The organism is Caballeronia sp. GAFFF1 (assembly GCF_023630705.1).
Lineage (GTDB): Bacteria > Pseudomonadota > Gammaproteobacteria > Burkholderiales > Burkholderiaceae > Caballeronia.
In genome coordinates, this window is record NZ_JALQEM010000002.1 from 126,937 (window position 1) to 150,467 (window position 23,531).

Below are 23,531 nucleotides of genomic sequence, written 5' to 3' on the forward strand. Positions count from 1 at the left end.
GAGCAGCGGCCATGCGCGCCGAGTCGTCCGCTGCATATGGTGCCGTTTCGAGCAAGAACAAGGCGGCCGCGCCTGACGTCGCAACAGGCCGGGCCAGACGCGACCCTCATTCATTTCCCGTCTCTGATGTCCAATCCGTCTGCCACGTCCGCACGTCTCTCCGCGCCGGAATTGCGCGCGACCGTGTCGCTTGCCGCCATCTTCGCGCTGCGCATGCTCGGTCTCTTCATGATCATGCCGGTGTTCTCCATCTACGCGAGAACGATTCCCGGCGGCGACAACGTGCTGCTCGTCGGCATTGCGCTTGGCGCTTACGGCGTCACGCAGTCGATGCTCTATATCTTCTACGGCTGGATCTCCGACAAGCTCGGTCGCAAGCCGGTCATCGCGTTCGGGCTGCTGGTCTTCGCAATCGGCAGCTTCGTGGCGGCCGTCGGGCATTCCATGGCGTGGATCATCGCCGGACGCGTGATCCAGGGCATGGGCGCGGTGTCGTCGGCGGTGATCGCGTTCATCGCGGATCTGACGCACGAGGAAAACCGCACCAAGGCCATGGCGATGGTGGGCGGCAGCATCGGCGTGTCGTTCGCGGTGGCGATCGTCGGCGCGCCGATCCTCTTCCACTGGATCGGCATGAGCGGGCTTTTCACGGTGATCGGCGCGCTGTCCATCGTGGCGGTCGGCGTCGTGCTCTGGATCGTCCCCGATCCGCCGGCGCGCCCGGTGCACGTCAAGGCGCCCTTCAGCGAAGTGCTGCATAACGTCGAACTGTTGCGCCTCAATTTCGGCGTGCTCGTCCTGCACGCGACGCAGACGGCGCTCTTTCTCGTCGTCCCGCGCATTCTGGAGGCCGGCGGACTGCCCGTGGCGTCGCACTGGAAAATCTACCTGCCGGTCATGGGGCTCGCTTTCGTCATGATGGTGCCGGCGATCATCGCGGCCGAGAAGCGCGGCAAGATGAAGGCCGTCATGCTCGGCGCAATCGGGCTTATCCTGTTCGGACAGTTGTTATTGGGCGCGGCTCCCCATACGCTATGGTCCGTGGCCGCGATTCTGTTCGTGTATTTCCTGGGCTTCAACGTGCTGGAGGCGTCGCAGCCGTCGCTCGTGTCCAAGCTCGCGCCGGGCACGCGAAAGGGCGCGGCAGCGGGCGTCTACAACACGACGCAGTCCATCGGCCTTGCCCTGGGCGGAGTGGTCGGCGGCTGGCTCCTGAAGCTGGACGGACCGAGCGCGGTGTTCTACTCGTGCTCGGCGCTCGTGCTCGCGTGGCTTGTCGTTGCAATGTGGATGAAGCCGCCGCCGCGCAAAGCCGGGCGCGCGGCTTGAAGAGACGTTTAATCATTTGAATCCAGTCAGTCGTGCTGTCCGGCTTCGCACGGGAGCGACGCCTGCGCGAACAGCGCCGCACGTCTGACAGTAGGCAAAGAATCAACCGGAGAAATCATGGCATCTGTCAACAAGGTCATTCTCGTAGGCAATCTGGGCGCGGACCCGGAAACGCGCTACCTTCCGAGCGGCGACGCCGTGGCCAACATTCGTCTCGCGACGACCGACCGCTACAAGGACAAGGCGTCCGGCGAGATGAAAGAGCTCACCGAGTGGCACCGTGTCGCGTTCTTCGGGCGGCTCGCCGAAATCGTCAACGAATATCTGAAGAAGGGCTCGTCGGTGTACATCGAGGGCCGCATCCGCACGCGCAAATGGACCGATCAATCAGGACAGGAACGCTATTCGACCGAAATCGTCGCTGACCAGATGCAAATGCTGGGCGGACGCGGCGGCGCGGGCGGCGGCGACGATGGCGGCTACAGCCGCAGCGCGCCGATGGAGCGCTCCGGCGGCGGTGGAGGCCGGGCGCCTTCGGGCTCGGGCGGCGGACGCGCGGGCGGTCCCGGTGGCGGCGCGAGCCGTCCGAGCGCGCCCGCCGGCGGCGGCTTCGACGACATGGACGACGACATTCCGTTCTGATAACGCTCCGGCACGCGACGCATCGACGAAACGGGCCTCCTGCTTCTGGCAGGAGGCCCGTTTTTTATTTCTCTCAGTGTATTTTGGCAAGTTCCTACGTGCATTCGCTATTTATCGGCGGCGATTGGAAGGCTGCCGGTTTAATCGCTGTCATTCGGCATGAATTCAAATCAGGCGTAATCGGACTAGTCCGATGGTTTCGACTTAGCGCACAAATTATTTTGATGGAAAATATTTTGAAATGCTGAGAGAGCTATGTCTGCGGTCTGTCATCAAATGGCGGGAACGCAATGCAGCGAGTACCTAAAACTGAATAACGCTGCTTGAATGCGTGTTCGGATTTTACGTGCGCGTCAGCGCGTTAATCCGCGCTTCGCGGCGTTGCGACGTCGCGAGCGTCGAAAAGCGCCACTAAACATAGAAATAGCCGAGGGCCTATTGATGCTTCGTGTAGTGTTGGCCGACGACCATCCTTTCGTAGTCCTTGGAATGAGGGCGCTTATCAATGCGGACGACGGATTGTTCGTCACGGGCGAAGCCAAAAATACCAGTACTTTGCTTGCTGAACTCCAAAAGGCACCATGCGATGTGCTCGTCACCGATTTCGCCATGCCCGAGCCGGGGCGCGACGCACAGGACGGGCTTTTCCTGATCCGCAAGGTCAGGCAGGATTGGCCAGGCATCAGCATTGTCGTGCTGACCAGCGTCAGCAATGTTGCCATTCTTCGCTCCATTCTTAATGCCGGCGCAATGGGCCTCGTCGACAAGGCCGAACCCATTGAACTTGTCCCGACCGCCGTGAAGCAAGCGAGCGTCGGCCGCCGCTACGTGAGTGCATCGTTTCGCGCGGCGCTCGCCGAGGCTGGCGCCGAAACGCATTCCTCGCCCGATGCGCCGCGCCTCTCCCCGAGGGAAATCGAAGTGGTGAAGCTATTCGCGAAAGGCCGTTCCATCACCGAGATCGCGAGAGAGTTGCAGCGGGACGTGCGCACCATCAGCCGACAAAAACGCGATGCAATGAACAAGCTCGGAGTGAAGAACGATCCCGGTCTCTTCGCGTTCGTGCGGGCACGCGGACTATGCTGATCTGCGCAGGACCGCATTTCCAATTCAGATGCATCTTATGTCTTTTAGGGGGTTGGTGCCCGATGCTTATATTCGGGATCAGGTCCGCGTGTCGGACTTCATAACTAAGGGTTTGTGTCGATGGAATTCGGGAATGGTAGCGAGGTCTTCTCGCGTGCGCGGCGTATAAGGTTGGCAATTGCGGACGACCATCCGCTCGTCATTCTGGCAATTGAGCGGCTAGCGGCGAACTTTCCCAACGTGGAAGTCGTCAGCCGAAGCGCCAATTCCACGCAATTGGATGATTCGCTGACACGCGGCGATTGCGATGTCGCTCTTGTTGATTTTTATATGCCGGGCGGCCGATATGGCGACGGCATACAGCTCATTCAGCACATTGCGCATTGTTATCCGGACGTTCGCATTATCGTTCTGTCGCGCAACGACAATGCGGCACTCGTCAGGCAAGCATTGGACGCCGGCGCGCACGCGTTCCTGAGCAAGGAAGACCGGCTCGATCTGGTGTACGTCGCCATCGTATCGGCCATCGCCAACGAAACGTATCTGGGCCCGGCGGTCCGTCGAACCATGTCGGTAGCCAATGTCGAAAGCCGCGCGCGCTTCATCCGGCAGCGCCTGACAACGCGGGAACTCGAAGTCATCGAGCGTTATGCGCGAGGCGCGAACGTAACGGAAATCGCAAAAGAACTGGACCGCAGCGTGAAGACCATTAGCGCTCAGAAGTGTGCAGCCATGCGCAAACTGGAGCTATCGACTGACGCCGATCTTTACCGGTTCATTGCCGACAGCGATCTGCTCTGAGAGCAAGCAGTAACCGCCCCGAAATAAAAGCGAGTGCGGGGAGCGCAACGCGCCGTCCAACGGACGGTTACTCGCTATTAGACCAATAAGATGCAAATGAGAGAACATTCGCCGCTGAGGGCCATCGTTGCAGACGATCATCCCGCAGTCGTCAAGGGGATTACGACGTACCTGGAGCGGGACGGCGTCATTCGAGTGGTCGCCACTGCGCAAAACTCGTCGCAATTGGCCGAAGCGGTCGCATCCGTGCCGTGCGATTACATCTTCGCCGATATCGGCATGCAAGGCATCGAAGGGGAAAGCAATTCGATCGCGTTTCTCAAACGTTTCTTGTGGCAGAAAACCCGGCCCCGCGTGATCGTCGTCACCATGATGTCGCATAACCGCATGTTGGCCGGTCTGATTCAAATGGGAATCGACGGCATCGTCGACAAGCGCGATTCCCTCGAGTGTCTTCTGGAAGCCATATCCGCCACGCGGGAAGGTCGCTGCTTCCTCTCCCCTTCAGTGGACCAAGCGGTCGCCCGGCTACCCGGCACGGCGCCGGCGCTGGCCGGGGTACTGAGCAAGCGCGAGTGGGAAGTCTTCCGGTTGTACGCAAGCGGTCTGCTAGTGCATGAAATCGCCAGGCGCTTCGGCAGAAGCAGCAAGACCATCGCCACGCAGAAGCGCAGCGGAATGCGCAAGCTCGGGCTCGAGTCGGAAGGCGAACTCGTCGAATACTTGCGTCAAGTCGGGCTCGTCTGAGCGACATCCCGCATTTTTCGGAGCGTCATAAGAAGTATTTCGGACGCCTCTGATTTTACTCTGTTACACGCACGATCAGACTCTGAAGTTGGTCATCGCGATTGCTCGATGCAGTCCGCGCCATAAGGCAGCGCATCGGAACGCGCATCTTCTGAGAGAGTCGAATTGAGATCGTTGCTCGCACGCTGTTGGTTCGTTGTCAGCCTCCTTGTCTCACCGCTATGCTTCGCGTCCGGCGCGGCGCAGTCGCGGCCTGCAAGCGCGCCGCTTGCGGCGGTCTGGGACATCAGCGCGCTTCGTTTGCTGCCGGTGTTGATCGGCGTCGCGGCCGTGCTGGCGGTCACGCTGCGGGCGTTGATTCTCCTCCAGCGGGAAATGAACCGTCGCATCGAGACGGAGCAGCGTCTCGCGACCCAGTTGAGCTTTCAGCAGACGATGATGGAAGTGGTTCCGTTTCCGCTCGTCGCGAAGGACATGGAGAACCGATACATCGCGGTGAACCACGCGTTCGAAGCGGCGCTCGGCGTGCGGCGCGAGGACGTCATCGGGCGCACGAGCATCGAAGCGGGCGCGTGGGGCGAGAAACACAGCCGGCTCGTGAACGAGATATCCGCCGCCACGCTGCAGTCAGGGCAGGGACAGGAGGTCGAGGCGGAATTCGTCGATAAGCGCGGCCGCTCGCGTTACGGACTCTTCTGGACGGGCGCGTTCTCGGCGTCCAACGGTGAGCGCATGGGCGTCGTCGGGACGATGATCGACATCACCGACATTCGCGACGCCGAAATGCACGCCCGTCAGACCGAGCAGCGCCTTCACGACGTGACCCGATCCCTGCCGGCGGTCGTTTTCCAGTTGCGCCGCACGAGCAGCGGCAAATACAGCCTCCCGTACATCGACGGTGACACGCGGCAACTGCTCGGCCTCGATCTCGCGGCCCTCGCCGCCGATCCAACCACAATTCTCCAGCACGTCGACGCCGAAGACAGCGGGCGGCTCTTCCTCGAGATCGAAGCGTCGTCGCGCACGCTGGACCCCGTGCACACCGAATTCCGTTCCACCGTGAAGGGCGTCACGCGCTGGATACGCGCCGATCTGGTCGCGCATCGCGAAGACGACGACTCGGTCGTCTGGAGCGGCTATTGGGCCGATGCCAGCGTCGAGCACGCGCGTGCCGAGGAGCTTGCCCGTGCGCGAGATGCGGCCGAAGCCGCCTCGCGCGCGAAGGACGATTTCCTCGCGATGATGAGCCACGAGATCCGCACGCCGATGAACGGCGTGCTGGGACTCGTCGAGGTCATCGAGAACACGCCGCTCAATCCTGACCAGTCGCAAATGCTCGGCATGATTCAGGATTCGGCGAGCGCGCTGCTGCAGATCCTCGACGACCTGCTCGACTACACGAAGATCGAGGCCGGGCGCCTGGTCATCGAATCCACGCCGATCGACTTGCGCGAACTCGTCGACAGTGCAGTCGGCTTGCTCGCCGGGCGCGCGCACGAGAAGGGCTTGAGGGTGCGCGTGGACGTCGCGCCGGATGTGGCGGCGTCCGTTCGCAGCGACAGCGTGCGCCTGCGTCAGATTCTCTTCAATCTGATGAGCAACGCGATCAAGTTCACGATCCAGGGCGAAGTCTCGCTCCACGTAAGAGCGGTCGAGCAGCGTCCGACAGAACAGGTCATCGAACTGAGCGTGAGCGATACAGGCATCGGCATTCATCCCACAGCGCAGGCACGGCTCTTCGAACCTTTCGTGCAGGCCGAAACTTCTACCACGCGCCGCTTCGGCGGCACAGGGCTCGGACTGACCATCTGCCACCGGCTCGTCGACCTCATGGGCGGCACGCTCACGCTGCAAAGCGAAGTGGGCGCCGGCACGTCGATGACCGTTCGCCTCAAGATGCCGGTCGAGACTCGGCAATATCAAATGGAAGGCCTGCGCGGGAGGCGTGGCATCGTCGCGATCGACGACTCGCGCGTCGCGGCGGCGCTGCTCGGGCACGGTCAGGCGCTCGGACTCGAGCTCGAACGCATGGAACCTGACGATCCTCGCTTGCGCCGGCTTCAAACGTTCGATGGCGTCGATCTCGTCTTTTTCAGCGATACGCGCAAGGACACGCTGCCGCTCGGCTCGCGCGTGATCCATGTGACCGAGAAGCCGAAGCCCACGGGCTATCGCATTCTGGAAGACGACATTCGCGTCAGCGTGAATCCGCTATCGTGGCGCGGCCTCGGCGCGGCGTGCGTGGCGGCGCTCACCGGCATGCCGCAAGTCGCGGCGCACGGCACGCTCGGCCAGGAGGCGCGCATGGAAGCGCCCGGCCGCGAAGACGCGCTGCACAACGGCAAGCTCGTGCTCGTCGCGGAAGACCATCCCGTGAATCAGGAATTGATCCGGCATCAGCTTTCGCTGCTCGGATTTGCGTGCGATGTCGTGCAGGACGGCGCTGAAGCGCTGGCCGCCCTCGAGACGACGCGTTACGGCTTCCTGATTACCGATTGCCACATGCCGAACATGACCGGCTACGAGTTGGCGCGGCGCGTGCGGGCGAAAGAACGGGGCACGTCGCATCACTTGCCGATTCTCGCCATCACCGCGAGCACATGTTCGAGCGAGGCGACGCGATGCCGCGAAGCCGGCATGGACGATTTCCTCATCAAACCGACGCGGCTCGCCACATTGCGCGAGCATCTGAACCGCTGGAAGGCGTCGGGGCGTCGGGAGCGCAGACACGAAACGCGAAAGCAACGCGCGGTGGACGCAACGCCCGACCGCGACGCCGAAATAGACCTGAGCGGCATGGCGCAACTCTGGGGCAGCGAGGCCACCGTGAAGGCATTGCTCGATGCCTTCGTCACCTCGTTCCGCGACGACCTCAAGGCGCTGGAGCCGCTGCTGGAGCGCGGCACCGTCGAGCATCTGCGCGAATGGCATCACCGGGTGCTGGGCGCGGCGAGCGTGCTGCAATACAGGCCGTTGCTGGATGCGCTCGAAGCATTCCGGCGCGATTTGCCGAACAAGAGCCGTGAAGTCAGGCGGCGCGAAGGGCTCGAGCTGATCGCGCGATGCACCGAACTGCTCGGGCGCATCGAGGTGCAGAGCGCCGCAATCCAATAAGTACGCTCACTCCGATGACGGGACGAGGCCCGCGTCGACAGGCGCGCGGTCCCGGAAGTACGACAACGCGAAGTCCACGAATGACCGCGTCTTCGCCGAGACGTGCCTGCGGCCCGGATAGACGATGGATACTTCCTTGTCGGCATCCTTGAGCCGGTAGCCGGCGAGAAGCCGCACAAGCGCGCCGGCCTGGATATCGCGTTCCACGTAGCTTTCGGGGAGCACGGCGATGCCGATGCCGGACATCGCCGCCTGACGCAACATCGGCGAGCTGTTCACGGTGTATGCCGGATCCAGTGAGACCTCTTCCGACACGCCCGAAGGACCGGTGAAGGTCCACGTCGAGCCGTGTATGTCCGCTGACGGCGCAAGGAAATCGTGCTTGGCGAGCGATGCCGGCCGCGCGGGCGTGCCGTGGCGCTCCAGATATTCCGGCGAGGCGACGACCGCCGCCGCGACCTTGAAGAGCGGTCGGCTGATGAGCGTGCCGCTGTTGACGAGATGCGGCACGACAATGCCGGCGTCGAAGCCTTCATCGACGAGATCGACCGGACGGTGCAGCAGCGTCAGACGCAGCTTCACGCTCGGATAGCGGTCTCTAAAGGCGCGCAGCATTGGCGTGAGCTCCAGCAACGAGAACGATGCCGAAGCCACAAGCTTCAATGTCCCCGAAGGATCGACGGAACTGTTCGCAACCGATGCCTCGATTGTTTCCACCTGTTCGATGACAGCGCGACAACCGTCGGCGTAGCTCTTTCCGGCTTCAGTCAGCGACACGCTGCGCGTCGTGCGGTTGAGCAGGCGCGTATTGAGATGCGCTTCGAGCAGCGAAACATAGCGCGTGACGACCGCATTGGAAAGATCGAGCGCCGCCGCCGCGCGCCCGAACGACTCGGTTTCGGCGACTTTGAGGAAGACGCGCATCGCTTGCAGTTGATTCATGGTGAGACGAAGTGCCGAGCGATGCGGGACGCTCTTTCCCTGATGGACACGAGCGGAGAATGCGCCGCCCTCGCGTGCGCGATATTAGTGGGACGGGAAATAGAAAGTAATCAGAGGAGTCCGACTGTTTGCGTGTGTGGTGTTCGGGCCACTGTCGCATGTCCGCAACTGAACACACTGACCGGCGCGCGCGGCAAGATTTCAGTGCATTGGTAAGTGCAAGAAGCCTAAGCGTTAACTCATATTGAAATTCCATTTTTTGAATTGTTCGAAAAGATTTTTGTGTGTCCTTGGGCTGGTCGCCGCAAAGGCGAGCCATACACTTTGGGCTGCCGAATATCGGTGAAAGGCATAAGGCGGGACACCCTCCCGAGATGTCGAGACGCCGCGAGCAACCCTATCGAGTCATACGACTCTTTCTAAGGAACACACAATGAAGAAGACTCTGATTGTTGCGGCCGTCGCCGCATCGTTCGCAACTGCCGCGAGCGCGCAGAGCAGCGTTACGCTGTATGGTCTGGTCGATGCTGGTTTCACGTTCGTGAACAACGTGCAAGCACCGCGAAGCGCCGACAACTACAAGACCAACTCGTGGAGCATGCAAAGCGGCAACGTCCAGATGAGCCGTTGGGGCCTGCGCGGCGCCGAGGATCTGGGCGGCGGCATGAAGGCGATCTTCACGCTGGAGAATGGTTTCAACGTTGCTAACGGTAACGGCGTGGATAGCCGCATGTTCAGCCGCCAGGCATATGTTGGTTTGTCGACGCAAGCCGGCACCGTGACGCTCGGCCGTCAGACCGACGCAGTCGCCGACTACCTCGGCCCGCTGAGCGCAACGGGCTCGTGGGGCGGCACGTACTTCGCTCACCCGGATGATCTGGACAACCTCGACGGCAACGCGTTCCGTGTCAACAACTCCGTCAAGTTCGTGAGCGCGAACTACGCTGGCTTGTCGTTCGCAGGCGCCTATGCGTTCTCGAACGGCGCGGGCAGCTTCGCGGACAACCGCGCATACAGCCTGGGTGCTGGCTATGCAAATGGCCCGTTCAAGGTCGGCGCAGCGTACACGCAAGCGAATGGCTTCAATGCGAACAACAACGGCGCCATCACCGAAAACGTTGTCGCAGCCAATGCATTCTCGCCGGTGCAAGATACCGCTCGTCTGCGCACGTTCGGCGCGGGCGGCAGCTTCTCGGCCGGCGCGATGACGTTCGGCCTGCTGTGGACGCAAACGCGTGAAGACAACAACTCGATCGAGAGCTACTCCAGCATCGTCAATAACTACGAGGTCAACGGTCGCTATGCGCTGACGCCGGCGCTCTCGCTCGGTGCTGCGTACACGTTCACGAACGCGAAGACCAACTTCGCGGGCGACACGGGCCGTGCGCGCTTCCACCAGTTCGGTCTGCAGACGGACTACGCTCTGTCGAAGCGCACCGACATCTACGCTGAAGGCGTGGTGCAAATCGCTAGCAGCCAGGACAAGGAAGTCTATCCGTTCGCAGGCATCAACGGCGCGCCGGGTGGCCCGTCTTCGAGCAGCCGTCAGGTTCTCGTGACGACGGGTATCCGTCACCGCTTCTAAGCAGTCTCGGCAGTATCGAACTGTAGCTAGCTAGCAGAGAAGGGCGCCGCGAGGCGCCCTTTTCGCGTTTGCGGGTGGTTCGTCCGCTGCCAACTGCGTCCCGACTCCGAATGCACTACCATGAAGACGCGGCCGACGCGCCGCCATGAAAACGGAGAACCGGGAAATGATCTCGACACGCACGCCGCATGTGCTCTACTGCGCAGCCATCGCCGCCGCGATGCTCGCATCGACGATCGCCCATGCCGACACGGTCGCGCTGAAAGCGAATCTTCAGCCGTCGAGCGAAGTGCCGCCGCGCGTGAGCAAAGGCCACGGCGCACTCGACGCCACTTTCGACACGAATACCAGGCAACTCACCTGGACCGCGACGTACGCCGACCTCTCCGGCCCCGTCACGATGGCGCACTTCCACGGGCCCGCGCCCGTCGGGCAGAACGCGAAAGTGCAGGTTCCCGTCGATAAGCGCGCACTCGCCAGTCCGATGACGGGGCAGGCGACGCTCACGGAACAGCAGGTTTCCGATCTGATGGCCGGGCAGTGGTACTTCAACGTTCACACACAAGAGAACCCGACCGGGGAGATTCGCGGTCAGGTCATGCCGTCGAACTGACGTGAGCGACATGACCGGCCGTCCGGAGCGCGCGCGATGAGTTGGCAAAGCGCATTCGCGTGCTGGGTCTTGCGGCGCCGGATGCGTCCGGAGACCGCGAAGCCCGTGCTCGATGTCGGACGCGCCCGCGCGTACACGTCGCGCCGGCTATGGTCGCCGCCGGTGCCGAAGGGCTGGCAACTCGAAGTCGGCGCGAACGGAGAATGGCTGCGCTCGGCGGCGTCGCGCAGAACGATTCTGTATCTGCACGGCGGCGGCTATTACTTCTGCTCACCGCGCAGTCATCGCGCGATCAGTTTCGGGCTCGCCGTGCGCGCGCAGGCCAATGTGTTTTCGCTGGATTACCGGCTCGCGCCCGAGCACCGCTTTCCCGCCGCAGTGAATGACGCCGTCGCGGCGTATCGCGCGTTGCTCGCCGATGCCGCGCCGCAAACAATTGTGATCGCTGGCGACTCCGCCGGCGGCGGTCTCGCGCTCGCGACGCTGCTCGCCTTGCGCGATGCCGGCGACGCGCTTCCGGCGGGCGCCGTCCTGTTTTCGCCGTGGGCGGACTTGACGGGCAGCGGCGCGTCGATGACGAGCAACGAGGGCCGCGATCCGATGTTCCACGCCGCCGTCTTCCCGAAGGTCGCCGCGCAATATCTGGGCGACGCCGACGCCGCGCATCCTTATGCGTCTCCGCTTTTCGGCGATTACGACGGCTTGCCGCCGTTGCTGATTCAGGCCGCCGACACGGAACTCCTGCTCGACGATTCCACGCGCGTCGCGAAGAAAGCGCGAGCGGCGGGCGTTCGCGTCGATCTGGAGATCTGGCGCAACGTGCCGCATATCTTCCCGATCTGGGCGCCGTTCATGCCCGAAGCGCGGCAGGCGCTCGCGCACGGCGCCCGGTTCATCGACGACGTGACCGGCGCGCCCGCGCCGCATCATCGGCTGCCCATGACCTCGATCGTCTGATACGCGCGTTCGACCGCCGCGGTGCCGTATTGCCGCTCCAGCCGCCGCACGGTGAAGTGGCCGTGCGCCATCTGCTGAAAGTGATCGATGAAGACGGTGTTGACCATCGCGCCGAGCACCGCGCCGATAGCCGGGATCGACTTCGCCGCCACCTGCTCGCTGACCTGCACGGAGAACCGCGAGGCGATCGTCTGTAGAAATTTGAGCAGCGCCGTCGATCCGTGGCCGCTGAGTCCCTTCGCGGTGATCTCGCTCGTCGCCCGCGAGACGGACTGCGCCAGCGCGCCGCGCACGATGAAATAACCGAGATCGGCGTTGTCGTCGTCCTTACGCGTGCCGCCCATGCCGAGCACCATCAGGCATTGCAACTGCGTTTCCACGCGATGCACGTCCTCGCCCTCGCTGCGGGCAATATCGCAGATGGAGCGGAACATGAGCGTGGTCGTGACCGGCAACTCGACCGGCAGCGCGAAGAGGCCGAATGCGCCGCCCGCCGCGCCGGTCGTCGCCACTGCGAGCTTGTGGAGCAGGTTGTTCGGCTTGTCGGGCGGCGGCGCGAGCAGCGAGCCGGCGGGCGCGCTCTTGCCGAGCGTTCGCAGCGCGAGTTGCAGGCATTTCTTCAGCGCGAGTTGCGTCGCTTCGTCGACTTTTTCCTGCGCGGCGCCGGGCAGGCGGCCCATCAGCTTCTCGATGGGCGCGCCGATCACGCTGGCCAGTTTCATCGTGAGCGACGGACTTTCGAGCGCTTCCTTGGCGCGGGAGAGGGCGGCGAAGTCCTCCGGCGTGAGCGGGGAGGTGATGATGGGCGTCGGTTCCATGCGTCGTTTCTTTGATCCGAAAAGGGTGATTGACCACGCAGCTTAGAGCGCGGCACCGTGCTATGATTCCATTTAAGTTGACTAGTCAATCATTGCTCTTACAAAAAATGGCCGTTCATACAGCCGCGCATCATTCGACCGGGCAGGTCCTCCCGTTTCGCGAATCCCTCATGGCGATGCTGGGCATCTCCTTCGTGACGATGCTCGTCGCGCTCGACCAGACGGTCGTCGGCACCGCGCTGCCGACCATCGTCGCGGAGCTTAGGGGCTTCGAGCTCTACGCGTGGGTCGCGACTTCCTATCTCCTGACATCCGTCATCACCGTGCCGATTTTCGGACGGCTCGGCGACTACTACGGCCGAAAGCCGTTCGTGATCGCGTCGATCGTCGTGTTCACGGTGGCGTCCGTGCTGTGCGGGCTCGCCAACAGCATGATGTTCCTCGTGCTCGCTCGCGGCTTGCAGGGCATCGGCGGCGGCATGCTCGTCGGGACGGCGTTCGCGTGCATCGCGGATCTCTTTCCCGACAACGTCGTGCGCCTGCGCTGGCAAGTGCTGATGAGCTCGGCGTTCGGCATCGCGAACGCGGTCGGGCCGTCGCTCGGCGGGTTCCTCACGCAGTACTACGGCTGGCGCTCCGTTTTCTATGTGAATCTTCCGGTCGGCGTGCTCTCGCTGTTCTTCGTGTGGCGCTTCCTGCCGCATCTTCGGCATGTCGCGCATAAGGGCAAGATGCGGCTCGACTGGCCCGGCGCGGTGCTCATCGCCGTTGCGCTCGGCGCGTTGCAATTGTTCGTCGAACTGTTGCCCAAGCATGGCGTGAGCCTGGAGACGGCGACGCTGCTCGTGGCGAGCGCCGCGGCGGGCTTCGTGCTCTGGAAATGGGAGATGCGCTGCGATTACGCGATTCTTCCCATCGACATGTTTCGGAACCAGAGTCTCGCGGCGCTCTTCACGCTGGCGATTCTCGGCGGTTTCACGATGTTTTCGCTGCTCTTTTACGCGCCGCTCCTGTTTCAGGGCGGGTTCGGCATGTCGCCGCAGGGCGCGGGCATGATGATCACGCCGCTCGTGGTGTTCATCACCATCGGCAGCATTTTGAACGGGCGTATCGTCACGCGGCTGTCGAATCCGAACCGCATGCTGTATATCGGCTTCGGATGCCTCGCGGTGTCGTGCCTCGGCGTGGTCGTCGCGACGCACACCATGCCGCGCGCGCTGCTGCTCGTCTTCATGCTGCTCGGCGGTCTCGGCCTCGGGTTCGTGATGCCGAACCTGACCGTGTTCGCGCAACAGACGGCGGGCCGCCAGCATCTCGGCATCGCCACCGCGCTCTTGCAATCGCTGCGCATGATCGGCGGGATGATCGGCACGGCGCTGACCGGCACGCTCGTGAGCCATTTGTACGCGAGCGGCGTGAGCCTCGCGCTGGAGCGGGATCACGCGATGCGTTGGTTCGCCGACCTCTCGGACCCGCAGATTCTCATCAACCACGAAGGACAGCAGACGCTGCTCGCGCAACTCTCGGCGGCGGGCCACAACGGCGCGATGCTGCTCGAAGCGGCGCGCGAGGCGCTGGTCGCGGCGATTCACATCGGTCTCGCGGTCGCGGCGGTGGTGGCGGTGGTGTCGGTGTGGCAATCGCGCCGCGTGCCGCTCGTGCGCTTGAAACGCCAGTCTGAACCGGTCATCCTCGCCGAATGACGATTGAGGGAAGCACAAGCATGAACGAACAGGATCGGATCGCCGTGGTGCAACAGTTCGGGCGCACTTATCGCGCATTCATGTCGGCGTTCGAGCTGGCGGTCGGCCAGCCGATGCCGCGCTGGCGCATTCTGCTCGCGCTGCACGAGCATGCCGGCGTCCTGTCGCAGAAGGCGCTGGTTGAGCGGTTGCGCGTCGATCCCGGCGCGCTCACGCGACAGTTGAAGACGCTGGAATCGCTCGGCTGGATCGTGCGCAGCGTCGATGCGCGCGACAATCGGGTATCGAATGTCGCTTTGACGGCGCAGGGCCGCGCCGCCACGGAAGAAGGCCTGCCGCGCCGCAACGCGTTTCTGCACGACACCATGGCCGCGATGCCCGACGACGCGATTGAGGCATTGTCGGGCGCCCTTCAGATGCTCGAATCGCGCATACAGGAAGTGGCCGCGGCGAGCGCGGCAGCCACCGCCGACGACAAGGCTTAGAAGAACGTTTCGATCACTTCGGTCACGCGATACTTCCGGTCGACGACGAGCACTTGCCGCCATTTGTCGAACGTCAGGCACGGGTGCGAGATGTCGAACGCGATCATGTCGCCGACCTTCACATCGTCGCCGGGCTTGATCCGCATGTACGCGTGCTGATCCATCAGGCCGAAAACCTCCCAGCCTTCCTCCGCTGACACATCGCGCGGCGCGTCCGCGCCCGGACGATAGTGCTTCGCGGGCTCCGGCATGCCGGCATCGAACGCCGAGTCGCGCTTGCCGAGCCCGATGATCGCGCGGTCCGGCTCCGGAATCGACTGTACGTAGGCCCACAACTGCAGCGCGGGTTTTAGCCCCTGTCCCATGCTCTTGGCGATGGGATTGCGCGCGAAAATCTCGTTCTGCGCTTTCTTGTAGATGCCCACGTCGTGCGTCAGATAGCAGCCGGGGCGCAACACCACTTCGATAGCGTCGCTGTTCGCTTTCGCGAATTCGTCTGCGACCACGTCATACCACGCCGATCCCGCGCCGGACAGAATCGCCGGCTTGCGCGCGATCTTTCCCTCGTCGATCAGCTTGCGCGTGACATCGACGGCGCTCTTCAGGAACTCGCGCACTTTCGACTCGTCCTGCAACACGCCTTCGTAAAGTTCGACGCCCGCCAGTTCGATCACGCCCGGCCAGCGCGCAATCGCGGCGAGCACGGCTTCGCGCTGCGCGTCGTCGCGCACGCCGGTGCGGCCGCCCGGCACGCCCATTTCGATCAGCACGTTCAGCTTCTTGCGCACGTCTGTGAAGAATGCGCCGAGTTGATCCACGCCATCGGCTGAATCCACGAGGCAGAAGAATTCGAAGCTCGGATCGGTGAGCAACTCCGCGATCATGCCCATGTTGCGCTTGCCGACCAGTTGATTGGCCATCAACACGCGATGCACGCCGCCGCGATACGCCGCGCGCACCTGATGCGCGGTCGCCAGCGTGATGCCCCACGCGCCGGTATCGAGCTGACGGCGAAAGAGTTGCGGCGCCATCGTGGTCTTGCCGTGCGGCGCGAGCTTGACGCCGTATTGCTCGACGAACGCCTGCATCCACTTCAGGTTGTGCTCGATGCGCTCGGCATACAGCACGGCGGCGGGCAGGCTCACGTCTTCTTCGAGCAGATTCCATTGCAGACGCCCGGCTTCGCCCAACTGGATGCTCGTGCCGGGCACCATGCCGAGACCCTTGCCGAACGGGTCGATCGTCGCGCTCTGATAGTTTGTAACTTTCATGTGCTGCTGCTCCATCGGTCCGAATAGATGCGTTTGTGTACGCGCTTAAAATCCTTCACGGTTGACGGCACTATGGTACCCAAAGTAGGATCGGCGTTGAATTGTTATTTAGTAACACGCGCTCCGAGTAAACCCGACACCATGAACGGCCCAGCCGACCCGCAGAGCTTCGACATCGTCGCGCGCATCGCCGAGCGCGCGCCCCTGCTTCGCAGCGCGGAGCGCAAGGTCGCCGCGCTGATTCTCGACGATCTCACGGGCGCGTCGCGGGCGAGCATCGGCGCGCTCGCCGAGCAGGCGAATGTGAGCATTGCCACGGTCACGCGCTTCGCGAAAGCGGTCGGCTGCGAGGACGTGCGCGAACTGAAGCTGCGGCTCGCTCAAGCGGCGGCGGTCGGCCAGCGGTTCTTGAAGCGCGAGCCGGACGCGTTGCCGGATTCGCTCGCCGCGCGCATCTTCGAGGAGGTGCAGACGACGCTCGCGCAGAATCAGGGCGCGCTGCGCGCCGCGCCGGTCGCCGAAGCAGCCGATGCCCTCGCCGCCGCGTCGATGATCTACGTGTTCGGCATGGGCGGCGGATCGACCGCGCTCGCCGACGAAATGCGCTTTCGGCTCGTCCGCCTCGGGCGGCCCGTCGCGTCTTATCAGGACGGGCTCTTGCAGCGCATGGTGGCGTCGACGTTGTCGAGAGAGCATGTCGTCGTCGCGCTTTCGGTGACGGGGCAGACGCCCGAGATGGTGGAGAGCTGCCGGCTCGCTCGCGAATACGGCGCGCGCGTCATCGCGCTGACCGCGCCCGCTTCGCCGCTCGGCACGCTCGCGGACTGGCTCATTCCCGTCATCGCGATCGAGACGGATTTCATCTACAAGCCGTCGTCGTCGCGCTACGCGATGATGATGGCGCTCGACCTGCTCGTCACCGAACTCGCGGTGAAGCAGGCCGACCGCAGCCGCGAACTGCTGCGCCGCATGAAACACGCGCTCGACGCGCATCGCGGCGGCGGCGAGCGCCAACCTTTGGGAGATTGATCATGGAAAAGTGCGACACGCTGATCGTCGGCGCGCGCGTGATCGACGGCACCGGCGCGCCCGCCGTCGAACGCGACGTCGCGGTGCGCGACGGCCGCATCGTCGCCATGGAGGCGCCGGGCGGCTTGTCGCACTGGAGCGCCGACGACGTGTTCGACGCGCACGGCAAAGCGCTCGCGCCCGGTTTCATCGACGTTCACACGCATGACGACACGCACGTGATCCGCTCGCCGCAGATGATGCCGAAGATCACGCAGGGCGTGACGACGGTGATCGTCGGCAATTGCGGGATCAGCGCGTCGCCGGTCACGCTGAAGGGCGATCCGCCCGATCCGATGAACCTGCTCGGCGATGCCGCCGCGTTCCGCTATCCGACCTTCGCGGCGTATGTCGATGCCGTGAACGACGCGCGTCCGGCTGTGAACGTCGGCGCGCTGATCGGCCATACGGCGCTGCGCAACAACCACATGGACCGGCTCGACCGCGCCGCGACCGCCGATGAAATCGCCGGCATGCGCGCGCAGCTCGAAGAGGCGCTGGACAACGGCGCGCTCGGTTTGTCGAGCGGGCTCGCGTATGGATCGGCGTTCAACGCGCCGCCCGAGGAAGTGCAGGCGCTGGCCGAGCCGCTCGCGAAAGCGGGCGCGCTCTACACGACGCACATGCGCACCGAGTTCGATGCCATTCTCGACGCGATGGACGAGGCGTATCGCGTCGGCCGTCATGCGCGCGTGCCGGTGGTGATTTCGCATCTGAAATGCGCGGGGCCGTCGAACTGGGGGCGCAGCGTGGAAGTGCTGAAGTCGATCGAAACCGTGCGCGAAGGACAGCCGGTCGGTTGCGACTGCTATCCGTATAACCGCAGTTCGTCGACGCTGGACCTGAAACAGGTGACGGGCGATATCGACATCACGATCACGTGGTCGACGCCGCATCCGGAGATGGCGGGCAAGCTGATCCGCGACATCGCAGCGGTTTGGAACGTGAGCCAGCAGGAAGCCGCGAAGCGCCTGCAACCGGCGGGCGCGGTGTATCACAACATGTCGGAGGACGACGTGCGGCGCATTCTGTCGCATCCCGCGACGATGGTCGGCTCCGATGGCCTGCCGAACGATCCGCTGCCGCATCCGCGCTTGTGGGGCGCGTTTCCGCGCGTGCTCGGGCACTATGCGCGCGACACGGCGCTGATCTCGCTCGAAGAGGCCGTGCGCAAGATGACGGGTCTCTCGGCGCGGCGCTTTGGTCTTGAGCAGCGCGGCGAGGTGAAGGTGGGCTATCACGCCGATCTTGTCGTGTTCGATCCGGAGCGCGTGCGCGACGCCGCGACGTTCGCGCGGCCGGAGCAGGCGGCCGATGGCATCGACGCGGTCTGGGTGAATGGCGTTTTGACGTATCGCGAGGCGGCGCTTACGGGCGAGCGCGCGGGACGTTTCGTGGCGCGCGGCGCGGCATCGAAGCTGGATGCGGCGGGCGCGTTTTAAGACTTATTGCGTACCAAAAGGAGTGAAAAGATGAAGCGTTATGGCGTGGAAGGCGGCAAGGGACAAGGCGGCGCGCATATGCCGTTCGCACGCGCGGTCGAGGCCGATGGCTGGCTCTACGTGTCGGGCCAGACGCCGATGCAGGACGGTGAAGTGATCAACGGCGGGATCGTCGAGCAGTCGCACAAGGCGATTCAGAACGTGATCGCCATTCTGGAAGAAGCGGGCTACGGCACCGAGCACGTGGTGCGCTGCGGCGTGTGGCTGGACGATCCGCGCGACTTCGCTTCGTTCAACAAGGTGTTCAAGGAGTACTTCGGCGCGAACCCGCCGGCGCGGGCGTGCGTGGTGTCGTCGATGGTGATCGACTGCAAGGTCGAGGTGGATTGCGTGGCTTATAAGAAGCCGGGGGGGTGATGTTCCCTTCGCGCTGAAGCTGACAGAAACCTTGCGCGAATAACCGCGCGCTGCCTAAGATCCCGCCAGCCGTTAGCTTGCGGGATTCTTTGCTTTTAGCGCGACGCGTAGTATGGTCCTCGCTTGCGATTAAGACTAGTCCCATGGCCACGGGCAGTTACGCACGGTCCAATTGTCGAGTCTATTGACTAAAAAAAGGACTACGAATAATGATAAAGATGGCTGTCCGTGATGTCGCTCGTCTCGAAGGCTCGAATGATTGCCGGGAAGGACTGAACGAGTTAGTAATCGACCTCATGCCCACCGGCTTCCACATACCGCACAGCAGCCACCTCACCGAACGCACGCAGATGAGCGGAGCCTGTTCCATCATTGCGGCCGGCTTCATAACGCGCCAACGTGTCAGCGTGACCCCAACGAGTGGTGGGTCCGTAGGCGGTGCGATGAATGTCGGAGTGTGATGTGCATATGCCGTGGACGGTTCAATCACACACTGTTACCTTCAGAAGTCGCGCACTGCCTGAGATCGTAAGCCAAGAGGCCGACGGGACGGAGTCTCGACGGCAAATGCTGACGGTGCGCAGCGTTCGCGGTCGCGAGGCAGTGGGGCAGTTGTACGAGTACGTCGTAATTGCGGAAGTAGAGGACTTGGATCTGTTGCTCGACCCGCTCGACGCAGCACAGGTCGATCTTGAAAAGATAGTTGGCACGTCCGGAACGGTCGCCATTGAGGTGACCGGCATCGGCACCTTCCGTCCTGGCCAACGAGGATATTCGGGATACGCGAATCGTGGGGCAGACACGCGCTATATCAGCGGTCAGATAACGTCCGCGAGAATCATCTGCGCAGAGAATCGTTGCGCGATCTATGAGTTCGTGCTTCGTCCTGCCGTGTGGCGGGCCACGCAAAACAAGAACTCGCGCATCTTTCGAGGTTCGGTCGACGAGGTTCTCCGAAAGATTCTAATGCCGTACGGCACGACCGAGTGGAGAATCGCCGGTCCCTCGGGAGGAAAGGGATATTATCCGCCACGGGATTTCCTTCGTCAGGCTTGGGAGTCGGACTGGTCGATAGCCATGAGACTCATGGAGGAGTGGGGACTATTCTTCTGGTTCGAACATGACAAGGATGGCCACACGCTCGTCGTCTCGGACGCGCTCAGCGGCTTTCATCGCCACGGTGTTGCCTACGAAACACTGCGCTATCACACTGGCGGACGCATCGATGAAGAGCATATCGACGAATTGTCGGTGACTTACTCTCTCACGGCCGGCAAAGCCACTGTGAACGACCACGACTATATGCAGCCTCGCTTGAGACGGGCAAATGCCGCATTGCGAGAGGAATTCGTGGACGCGCATGGCACTGCAAGCGCGGGAATCGAAATCTACGCGCCAGCGGAATTCGCACAGCCTGAAACCGATCCGCCGCTGACTGATCGGAACGATCTGCGTCAGGAGGGTTTGCACCTTGCGCGCGTCAAGTTGCAGGCTGTGCGCTGCGCGAGCCTGCGCGTACATGGAAAAGGACGTTTGCGCGGTCTTCAGCCCGGCCGCACGTTCAGGCTGGTGAATTATCCGCAGAGGAGCGCCAACCAAGAATACATCGTGCTTTCTAGCGAACTCGAGCTCACTGAGGTAGGGACATCGTCCGGATCGTGGCGCCAGTATTCCGTTGATACCCAGTTCGAATTGCAACCAAGCACCGAGATTTATCGGATGCCGCAATCGACACCGAGACCTCATGTCGATGACGAGTACGCCGTCATCGTCACGCCAGAGCACCACAAGAACGAGCACTATGAGGTGTGGGTCGACGACAAGAACCGCGTGCTCATTCAATACGATTGGGATCGGCAGGCGCAGTTCGACGGCGCGACTTCCGTGTGGCTTCGCCTCGCTACGCAGTGGCAAGGTAGCCAGATGGGCGTCGTGACGCCCGCACGCGCCGGCCAAATGGTCATCGTCTCTCATGTTCACGGCGATCCAGACAGACCTTATGTGTCCGCATTCGTGGTGGACCGCTGGAACATGCCGCCGTGGGAAATGCCGCGCAACAGTGCGTTGAGCGGCTTGCGCAGTCAGAGCTTGGGTGAAAGTAGCGATTCGAATCACATTGCACTCGACGATACGCACGGAAGACTACAAGCGCAGCTCGCGAGCGACCATGCGAAGTCAAGTCTGACGCTGGGTTTCAACACCCGCATTGACGGTAACAAGGGACGACAGGAGGCGCGCGGTCAAGGCTTCGAACTGCGTACTGATGGGCATGGCGTGGCGCGTGCGGCAAAAGGGTTACTGCTGACTACGGAAGCTCGCGAGAACGCCCGCGGCCATGCGCTCGACATGGGTGAGACTATCGCCAAGCTCACCCAAGCACATGGAATTCATGAGAGCCTGTTTGATGTTGCCCAACAACATTGTGCGCAGAACGCGGTTGATGACCAGCGCGCCGTTGCGAGAGCGATCGAAACGGCCAACGAGGCCATACGCGGCAGGAGCGATCTGGATGCCGGCCAAGGCCAATTTCCCGAGTTTGAAGCGCCCCACCTGACGCTTTCGAGTCCGGTTGGCATTCAGTCGACGACGGGCGGCAGCACGCACATTTCAAGCGGCGAAGACCTCGCCGTTACCAGCGGGCGCCACGTCAGCTTTGCGGTGGCTCGGTCGGTATTTGCGAGTGTCGTTGAATCGGTCGCCGTCTTCGTGCAGAAGGCGGGAATAGCGCTCACGGCGGCGGCGGGAAAGATTCGGCTGGAAGCGCAGAGAGACGGTGTCCAGCTTATTGCAAAGAAGGACGTCCAGATCATCAGTACGGGCGACGGCATTGACATTACTGCGGCCAAGCGAATCCGCCTGAACGCCGGCGGGACGATGCTCGAAATCAGTCCGGACGGCCTGCTCGGATTCACGAATGGGCAGTTTCTCGTTCATGCGGCGACTCATGGGACAGAAGGGCCTCACGAAAAGCCGGTCAAAACGCCGCTGACTAATATCGATGACGCCAAAGTGGCTGAGCCGTTCATATTGATCGATCCAATCGCGGGCTTTGGAATCCCCAACCAGCCATATCGCATCGTGCTGGACGATGGAACTCTTCTAGAAGGGAGAACGAACGACGCGGGCGAGACAGCCTTGGTGCTTTCGGATTCGGTCCAGCGTGCAACGATCGAGATTCTGCACAACGACGGTACGAACAATCCGTCCTCGGTTCTTTCCGCCATGCTTGTTCAATCGGCGGACGCGCATGTGCCGGAAGTCTCTTCGCAGAAGAAGCGCGAGACGACCAAAGTCAATGATCGCGAGTTGCAGGCACGAGACGAGACAACGTCAAGCGCAGGCAAATCACCGTACTTTGCACTATGCGAGCCGTATAACTGGGGGATGCGTTATAGCGAGAAGGATCGGAAGGACGCGAGAAGACTGGCATACCCGGTTGCCGAGCGGTTCGCGAAGGAGATGGCGCAGGCCCTGATTGAACAGGTGCAGTGGGGAAGCAATTACTTCGGAAAGGAAAAGCCGACTCTCTATGCGAAGTTGATCGACGGCTCGAATTGTCTATCAGACCAAACGTGTCAGAAACTGGCCAAAGTCATCTCGCTTTCAGTCAGGAATGCGTTGACGGCGATGCAGTCGGGCAATTTCGCATTGCCGGAGCAAGCCTTTCCGACGATTACCGTGACTAACGATACCCTCGTTGGAAACGCCAAAGGCACATTTGACCCGGCCCATTGGACCTTGTCCATCAATACCGATCCATTTAGTCCGCTCTTCGCACCTTGCGCTGTCACAGATCAGAGTCAGCGGGAAACACAAGCGCGGGTAGTGCTTAAAAACTTAGTCGATACGGTATTCCACGAGACCCGGCATTGCCAGCAGGACTTCTGGATTTATGCGCTGGTCCAGCAGCGCGCTGCGGATTTTCCGGATACGCCTAACATCCGTCAATGGCCGGCACAAGCCTCGCAGTTCAGTGAGTTGGCAAACGCGGTTGTGAGAGCGTCCGCTAGCCAGGTTTTGCCTGACGACAATGCCAATCTGCTCGGGATTAAGCAGATGGCGGTTGCGAAATATGTGTGGAATCTCCACGCTTTCACGGTTGCTAAGTGGTATCCCACGTACGCAAGCGATCCCGTTTCATTACGCGAGGAATACGATCGTGCAAGAAAGCAAGCAGAAACGTTGCTCGGTAGCGCTGGCGCCGACCGATCGGCCATTGACGTTGACGATATGGTTGTTGACAGCGGATATCAGTCGCGTCCGTGGGAAGATGACGCGTTCGTATGCGGTGAAATTGAGAGCTCTTATTGGAGTTCCGATCGTGCGCCGGATGATATGGTTGTCAATCAGTGCAGCCGTAAGTATGCCCTCTCTTATAACAGCCGCCGAGCCACGAAAGCCGCTACAAGCGCCGGCGTTTCAGGTAACGCCTCAAGAAACGGAGGTTGAACGAATGTCAACTGAGCGATTGCAACGCCCCAGGCAGACTCCGCTTACAGACGAGCAAATCT

18 protein-coding genes are annotated in these 23,531 nt (G+C 62.3%); 15 read left to right on the forward strand and 3 right to left on the reverse strand.

Going from position 1 to position 23,531, the window contains the following annotated elements; translation table 11 throughout:
* The first annotated feature begins 126 nt into the window (after nucleotides 1–126).
* The 6 genes from NCR37_RS01485 to NCR37_RS01510 all read left to right on the forward strand — a co-directional run bounded on the left by NCR37_RS01485 (nucleotide 127) and on the right by NCR37_RS01510 (nucleotide 7,719).
* Nucleotides 127–1,329: an MFS transporter gene (locus NCR37_RS01485; protein ID WP_250471186.1), complete on the forward strand. Its 1,203-nt coding sequence runs from the start codon at nucleotides 127–129 to the stop codon at nucleotides 1,327–1,329.
* A 117-nt stretch (nucleotides 1,330–1,446) separates the two neighbouring features.
* Nucleotides 1,447–1,971, forward strand: coding sequence for a single-stranded DNA-binding protein (locus tag NCR37_RS01490; RefSeq protein ID WP_250471187.1), 525 nt, complete (start codon nucleotides 1,447–1,449; stop codon nucleotides 1,969–1,971).
* 327 nt (nucleotides 1,972–2,298) lie between these two features.
* Nucleotides 2,299–3,057 carry a response regulator gene (locus NCR37_RS01495; RefSeq protein ID WP_250471188.1) on the forward strand — a complete coding sequence of 253 codons (759 nt, stop codon included), beginning with the start codon at nucleotides 2,299–2,301 and terminating at the stop codon, nucleotides 3,055–3,057.
* A gap of 171 nt (nucleotides 3,058–3,228) precedes the next feature.
* Complete coding sequence (locus NCR37_RS01500) at nucleotides 3,229–3,858, forward strand: response regulator (RefSeq protein ID WP_350029037.1); 630 nt, start codon at nucleotides 3,229–3,231, stop codon at nucleotides 3,856–3,858.
* Between the two features lie 96 nt (nucleotides 3,859–3,954).
* A complete protein-coding gene (locus NCR37_RS01505) occupies nucleotides 3,955–4,605 on the forward strand; it encodes a response regulator (RefSeq protein ID WP_250471190.1) in 651 nt (216 codons plus the stop codon).
* Between the two features lie 165 nt (nucleotides 4,606–4,770).
* Nucleotides 4,771–7,719 carry an ATP-binding protein gene (locus NCR37_RS01510; protein WP_502800466.1) on the forward strand — a complete coding sequence of 983 codons (2,949 nt, stop codon included), beginning with the start codon at nucleotides 4,771–4,773 and terminating at the stop codon, nucleotides 7,717–7,719.
* A 6-nt stretch (nucleotides 7,720–7,725) separates the two neighbouring features.
* On the opposite strand, the gene NCR37_RS01515 is transcribed toward NCR37_RS01510, so the two are convergent.
* Nucleotides 7,726–8,661, reverse strand: coding sequence for a LysR family transcriptional regulator (locus NCR37_RS01515; RefSeq protein WP_250471192.1), 936 nt, complete (start codon nucleotides 8,659–8,661; stop codon nucleotides 7,726–7,728).
* A 433-nt stretch (nucleotides 8,662–9,094) separates the two neighbouring features.
* On the opposite strand from NCR37_RS01515, the gene NCR37_RS01520 reads away from it, so the two are divergent.
* From NCR37_RS01520 to NCR37_RS01530, 3 genes are all read left to right on the forward strand, one after another.
* Nucleotides 9,095–10,246 carry a porin gene (locus NCR37_RS01520; RefSeq protein WP_250471193.1) on the forward strand — a complete coding sequence of 384 codons (1,152 nt, stop codon included), beginning with the start codon at nucleotides 9,095–9,097 and terminating at the stop codon, nucleotides 10,244–10,246.
* Between the two features lie 220 nt (nucleotides 10,247–10,466).
* On the forward strand, nucleotides 10,467–10,859 hold the full coding sequence (locus NCR37_RS01525; RefSeq protein WP_502800468.1) for a CHRD domain-containing protein: 393 nt from the start codon (nucleotides 10,467–10,469) through the stop codon (nucleotides 10,857–10,859).
* Between the two features lie 36 nt (nucleotides 10,860–10,895).
* A complete protein-coding gene (locus NCR37_RS01530; RefSeq protein WP_250471195.1) occupies nucleotides 10,896–11,816 on the forward strand; it encodes an alpha/beta hydrolase in 921 nt (306 codons plus the stop codon).
* Here the strand turns inward: NCR37_RS01530 and NCR37_RS01535 are convergent.
* On the reverse strand, nucleotides 11,786–12,634 hold the full coding sequence (locus tag NCR37_RS01535) for an EcsC family protein (protein WP_250471196.1): 849 nt from the start codon (nucleotides 12,632–12,634) through the stop codon (nucleotides 11,786–11,788). The two genes, NCR37_RS01530 and NCR37_RS01535, sit on opposite strands and share 31 nt — an antisense overlap.
* Nucleotides 12,635–12,741: 107 nt before the next feature.
* On the opposite strand from NCR37_RS01535, the gene NCR37_RS01540 reads away from it, so the two are divergent.
* Together NCR37_RS01540 and NCR37_RS01545 are read left to right on the forward strand one after the other, a co-directional pair.
* Nucleotides 12,742–14,337, forward strand: coding sequence for an MFS transporter (locus NCR37_RS01540; protein WP_250471197.1), 1,596 nt, complete (start codon nucleotides 12,742–12,744; stop codon nucleotides 14,335–14,337).
* 20 nt (nucleotides 14,338–14,357) lie between these two features.
* Entirely contained in the window at nucleotides 14,358–14,822 is a 465-nt protein-coding gene (locus NCR37_RS01545; RefSeq protein ID WP_250471198.1) for a MarR family winged helix-turn-helix transcriptional regulator, read from the forward strand.
* On the opposite strand, the gene NCR37_RS01550 is transcribed toward NCR37_RS01545, so the two are convergent.
* A complete protein-coding gene (locus NCR37_RS01550) occupies nucleotides 14,819–16,093 on the reverse strand; it encodes an amino acid deaminase (protein WP_250471199.1) in 1,275 nt (424 codons plus the stop codon). The two genes, NCR37_RS01545 and NCR37_RS01550, sit on opposite strands and share 4 nt — an antisense overlap.
* 141 nt (nucleotides 16,094–16,234) lie before the next feature.
* Here NCR37_RS01550 and NCR37_RS01555 point away from each other — a divergent pair, with 141 nt between their 5' ends.
* The 4 genes from NCR37_RS01555 (at nucleotide 16,235) to NCR37_RS01570 (ending at nucleotide 23,469) form a co-directional block, all read left to right on the forward strand.
* A complete protein-coding gene (locus NCR37_RS01555) occupies nucleotides 16,235–17,122 on the forward strand; it encodes a MurR/RpiR family transcriptional regulator (protein ID WP_250471200.1) in 888 nt (295 codons plus the stop codon).
* Between the two features lie 2 nt (nucleotides 17,123–17,124).
* A complete protein-coding gene (locus NCR37_RS01560) occupies nucleotides 17,125–18,603 on the forward strand; it encodes an N-acyl-D-amino-acid deacylase family protein (RefSeq protein ID WP_250471201.1) in 1,479 nt (492 codons plus the stop codon).
* A gap of 30 nt (nucleotides 18,604–18,633) precedes the next feature.
* Complete coding sequence (locus NCR37_RS01565; protein WP_250471202.1) at nucleotides 18,634–19,020, forward strand: RidA family protein; 387 nt, start codon at nucleotides 18,634–18,636, stop codon at nucleotides 19,018–19,020.
* 567 nt (nucleotides 19,021–19,587) lie between these two features.
* Complete coding sequence (locus tag NCR37_RS01570) at nucleotides 19,588–23,469, forward strand: type VI secretion system Vgr family protein (protein ID WP_250471203.1); 3,882 nt, start codon at nucleotides 19,588–19,590, stop codon at nucleotides 23,467–23,469.
* Nucleotides 23,470–23,531 lie beyond the last annotated feature (62 nt).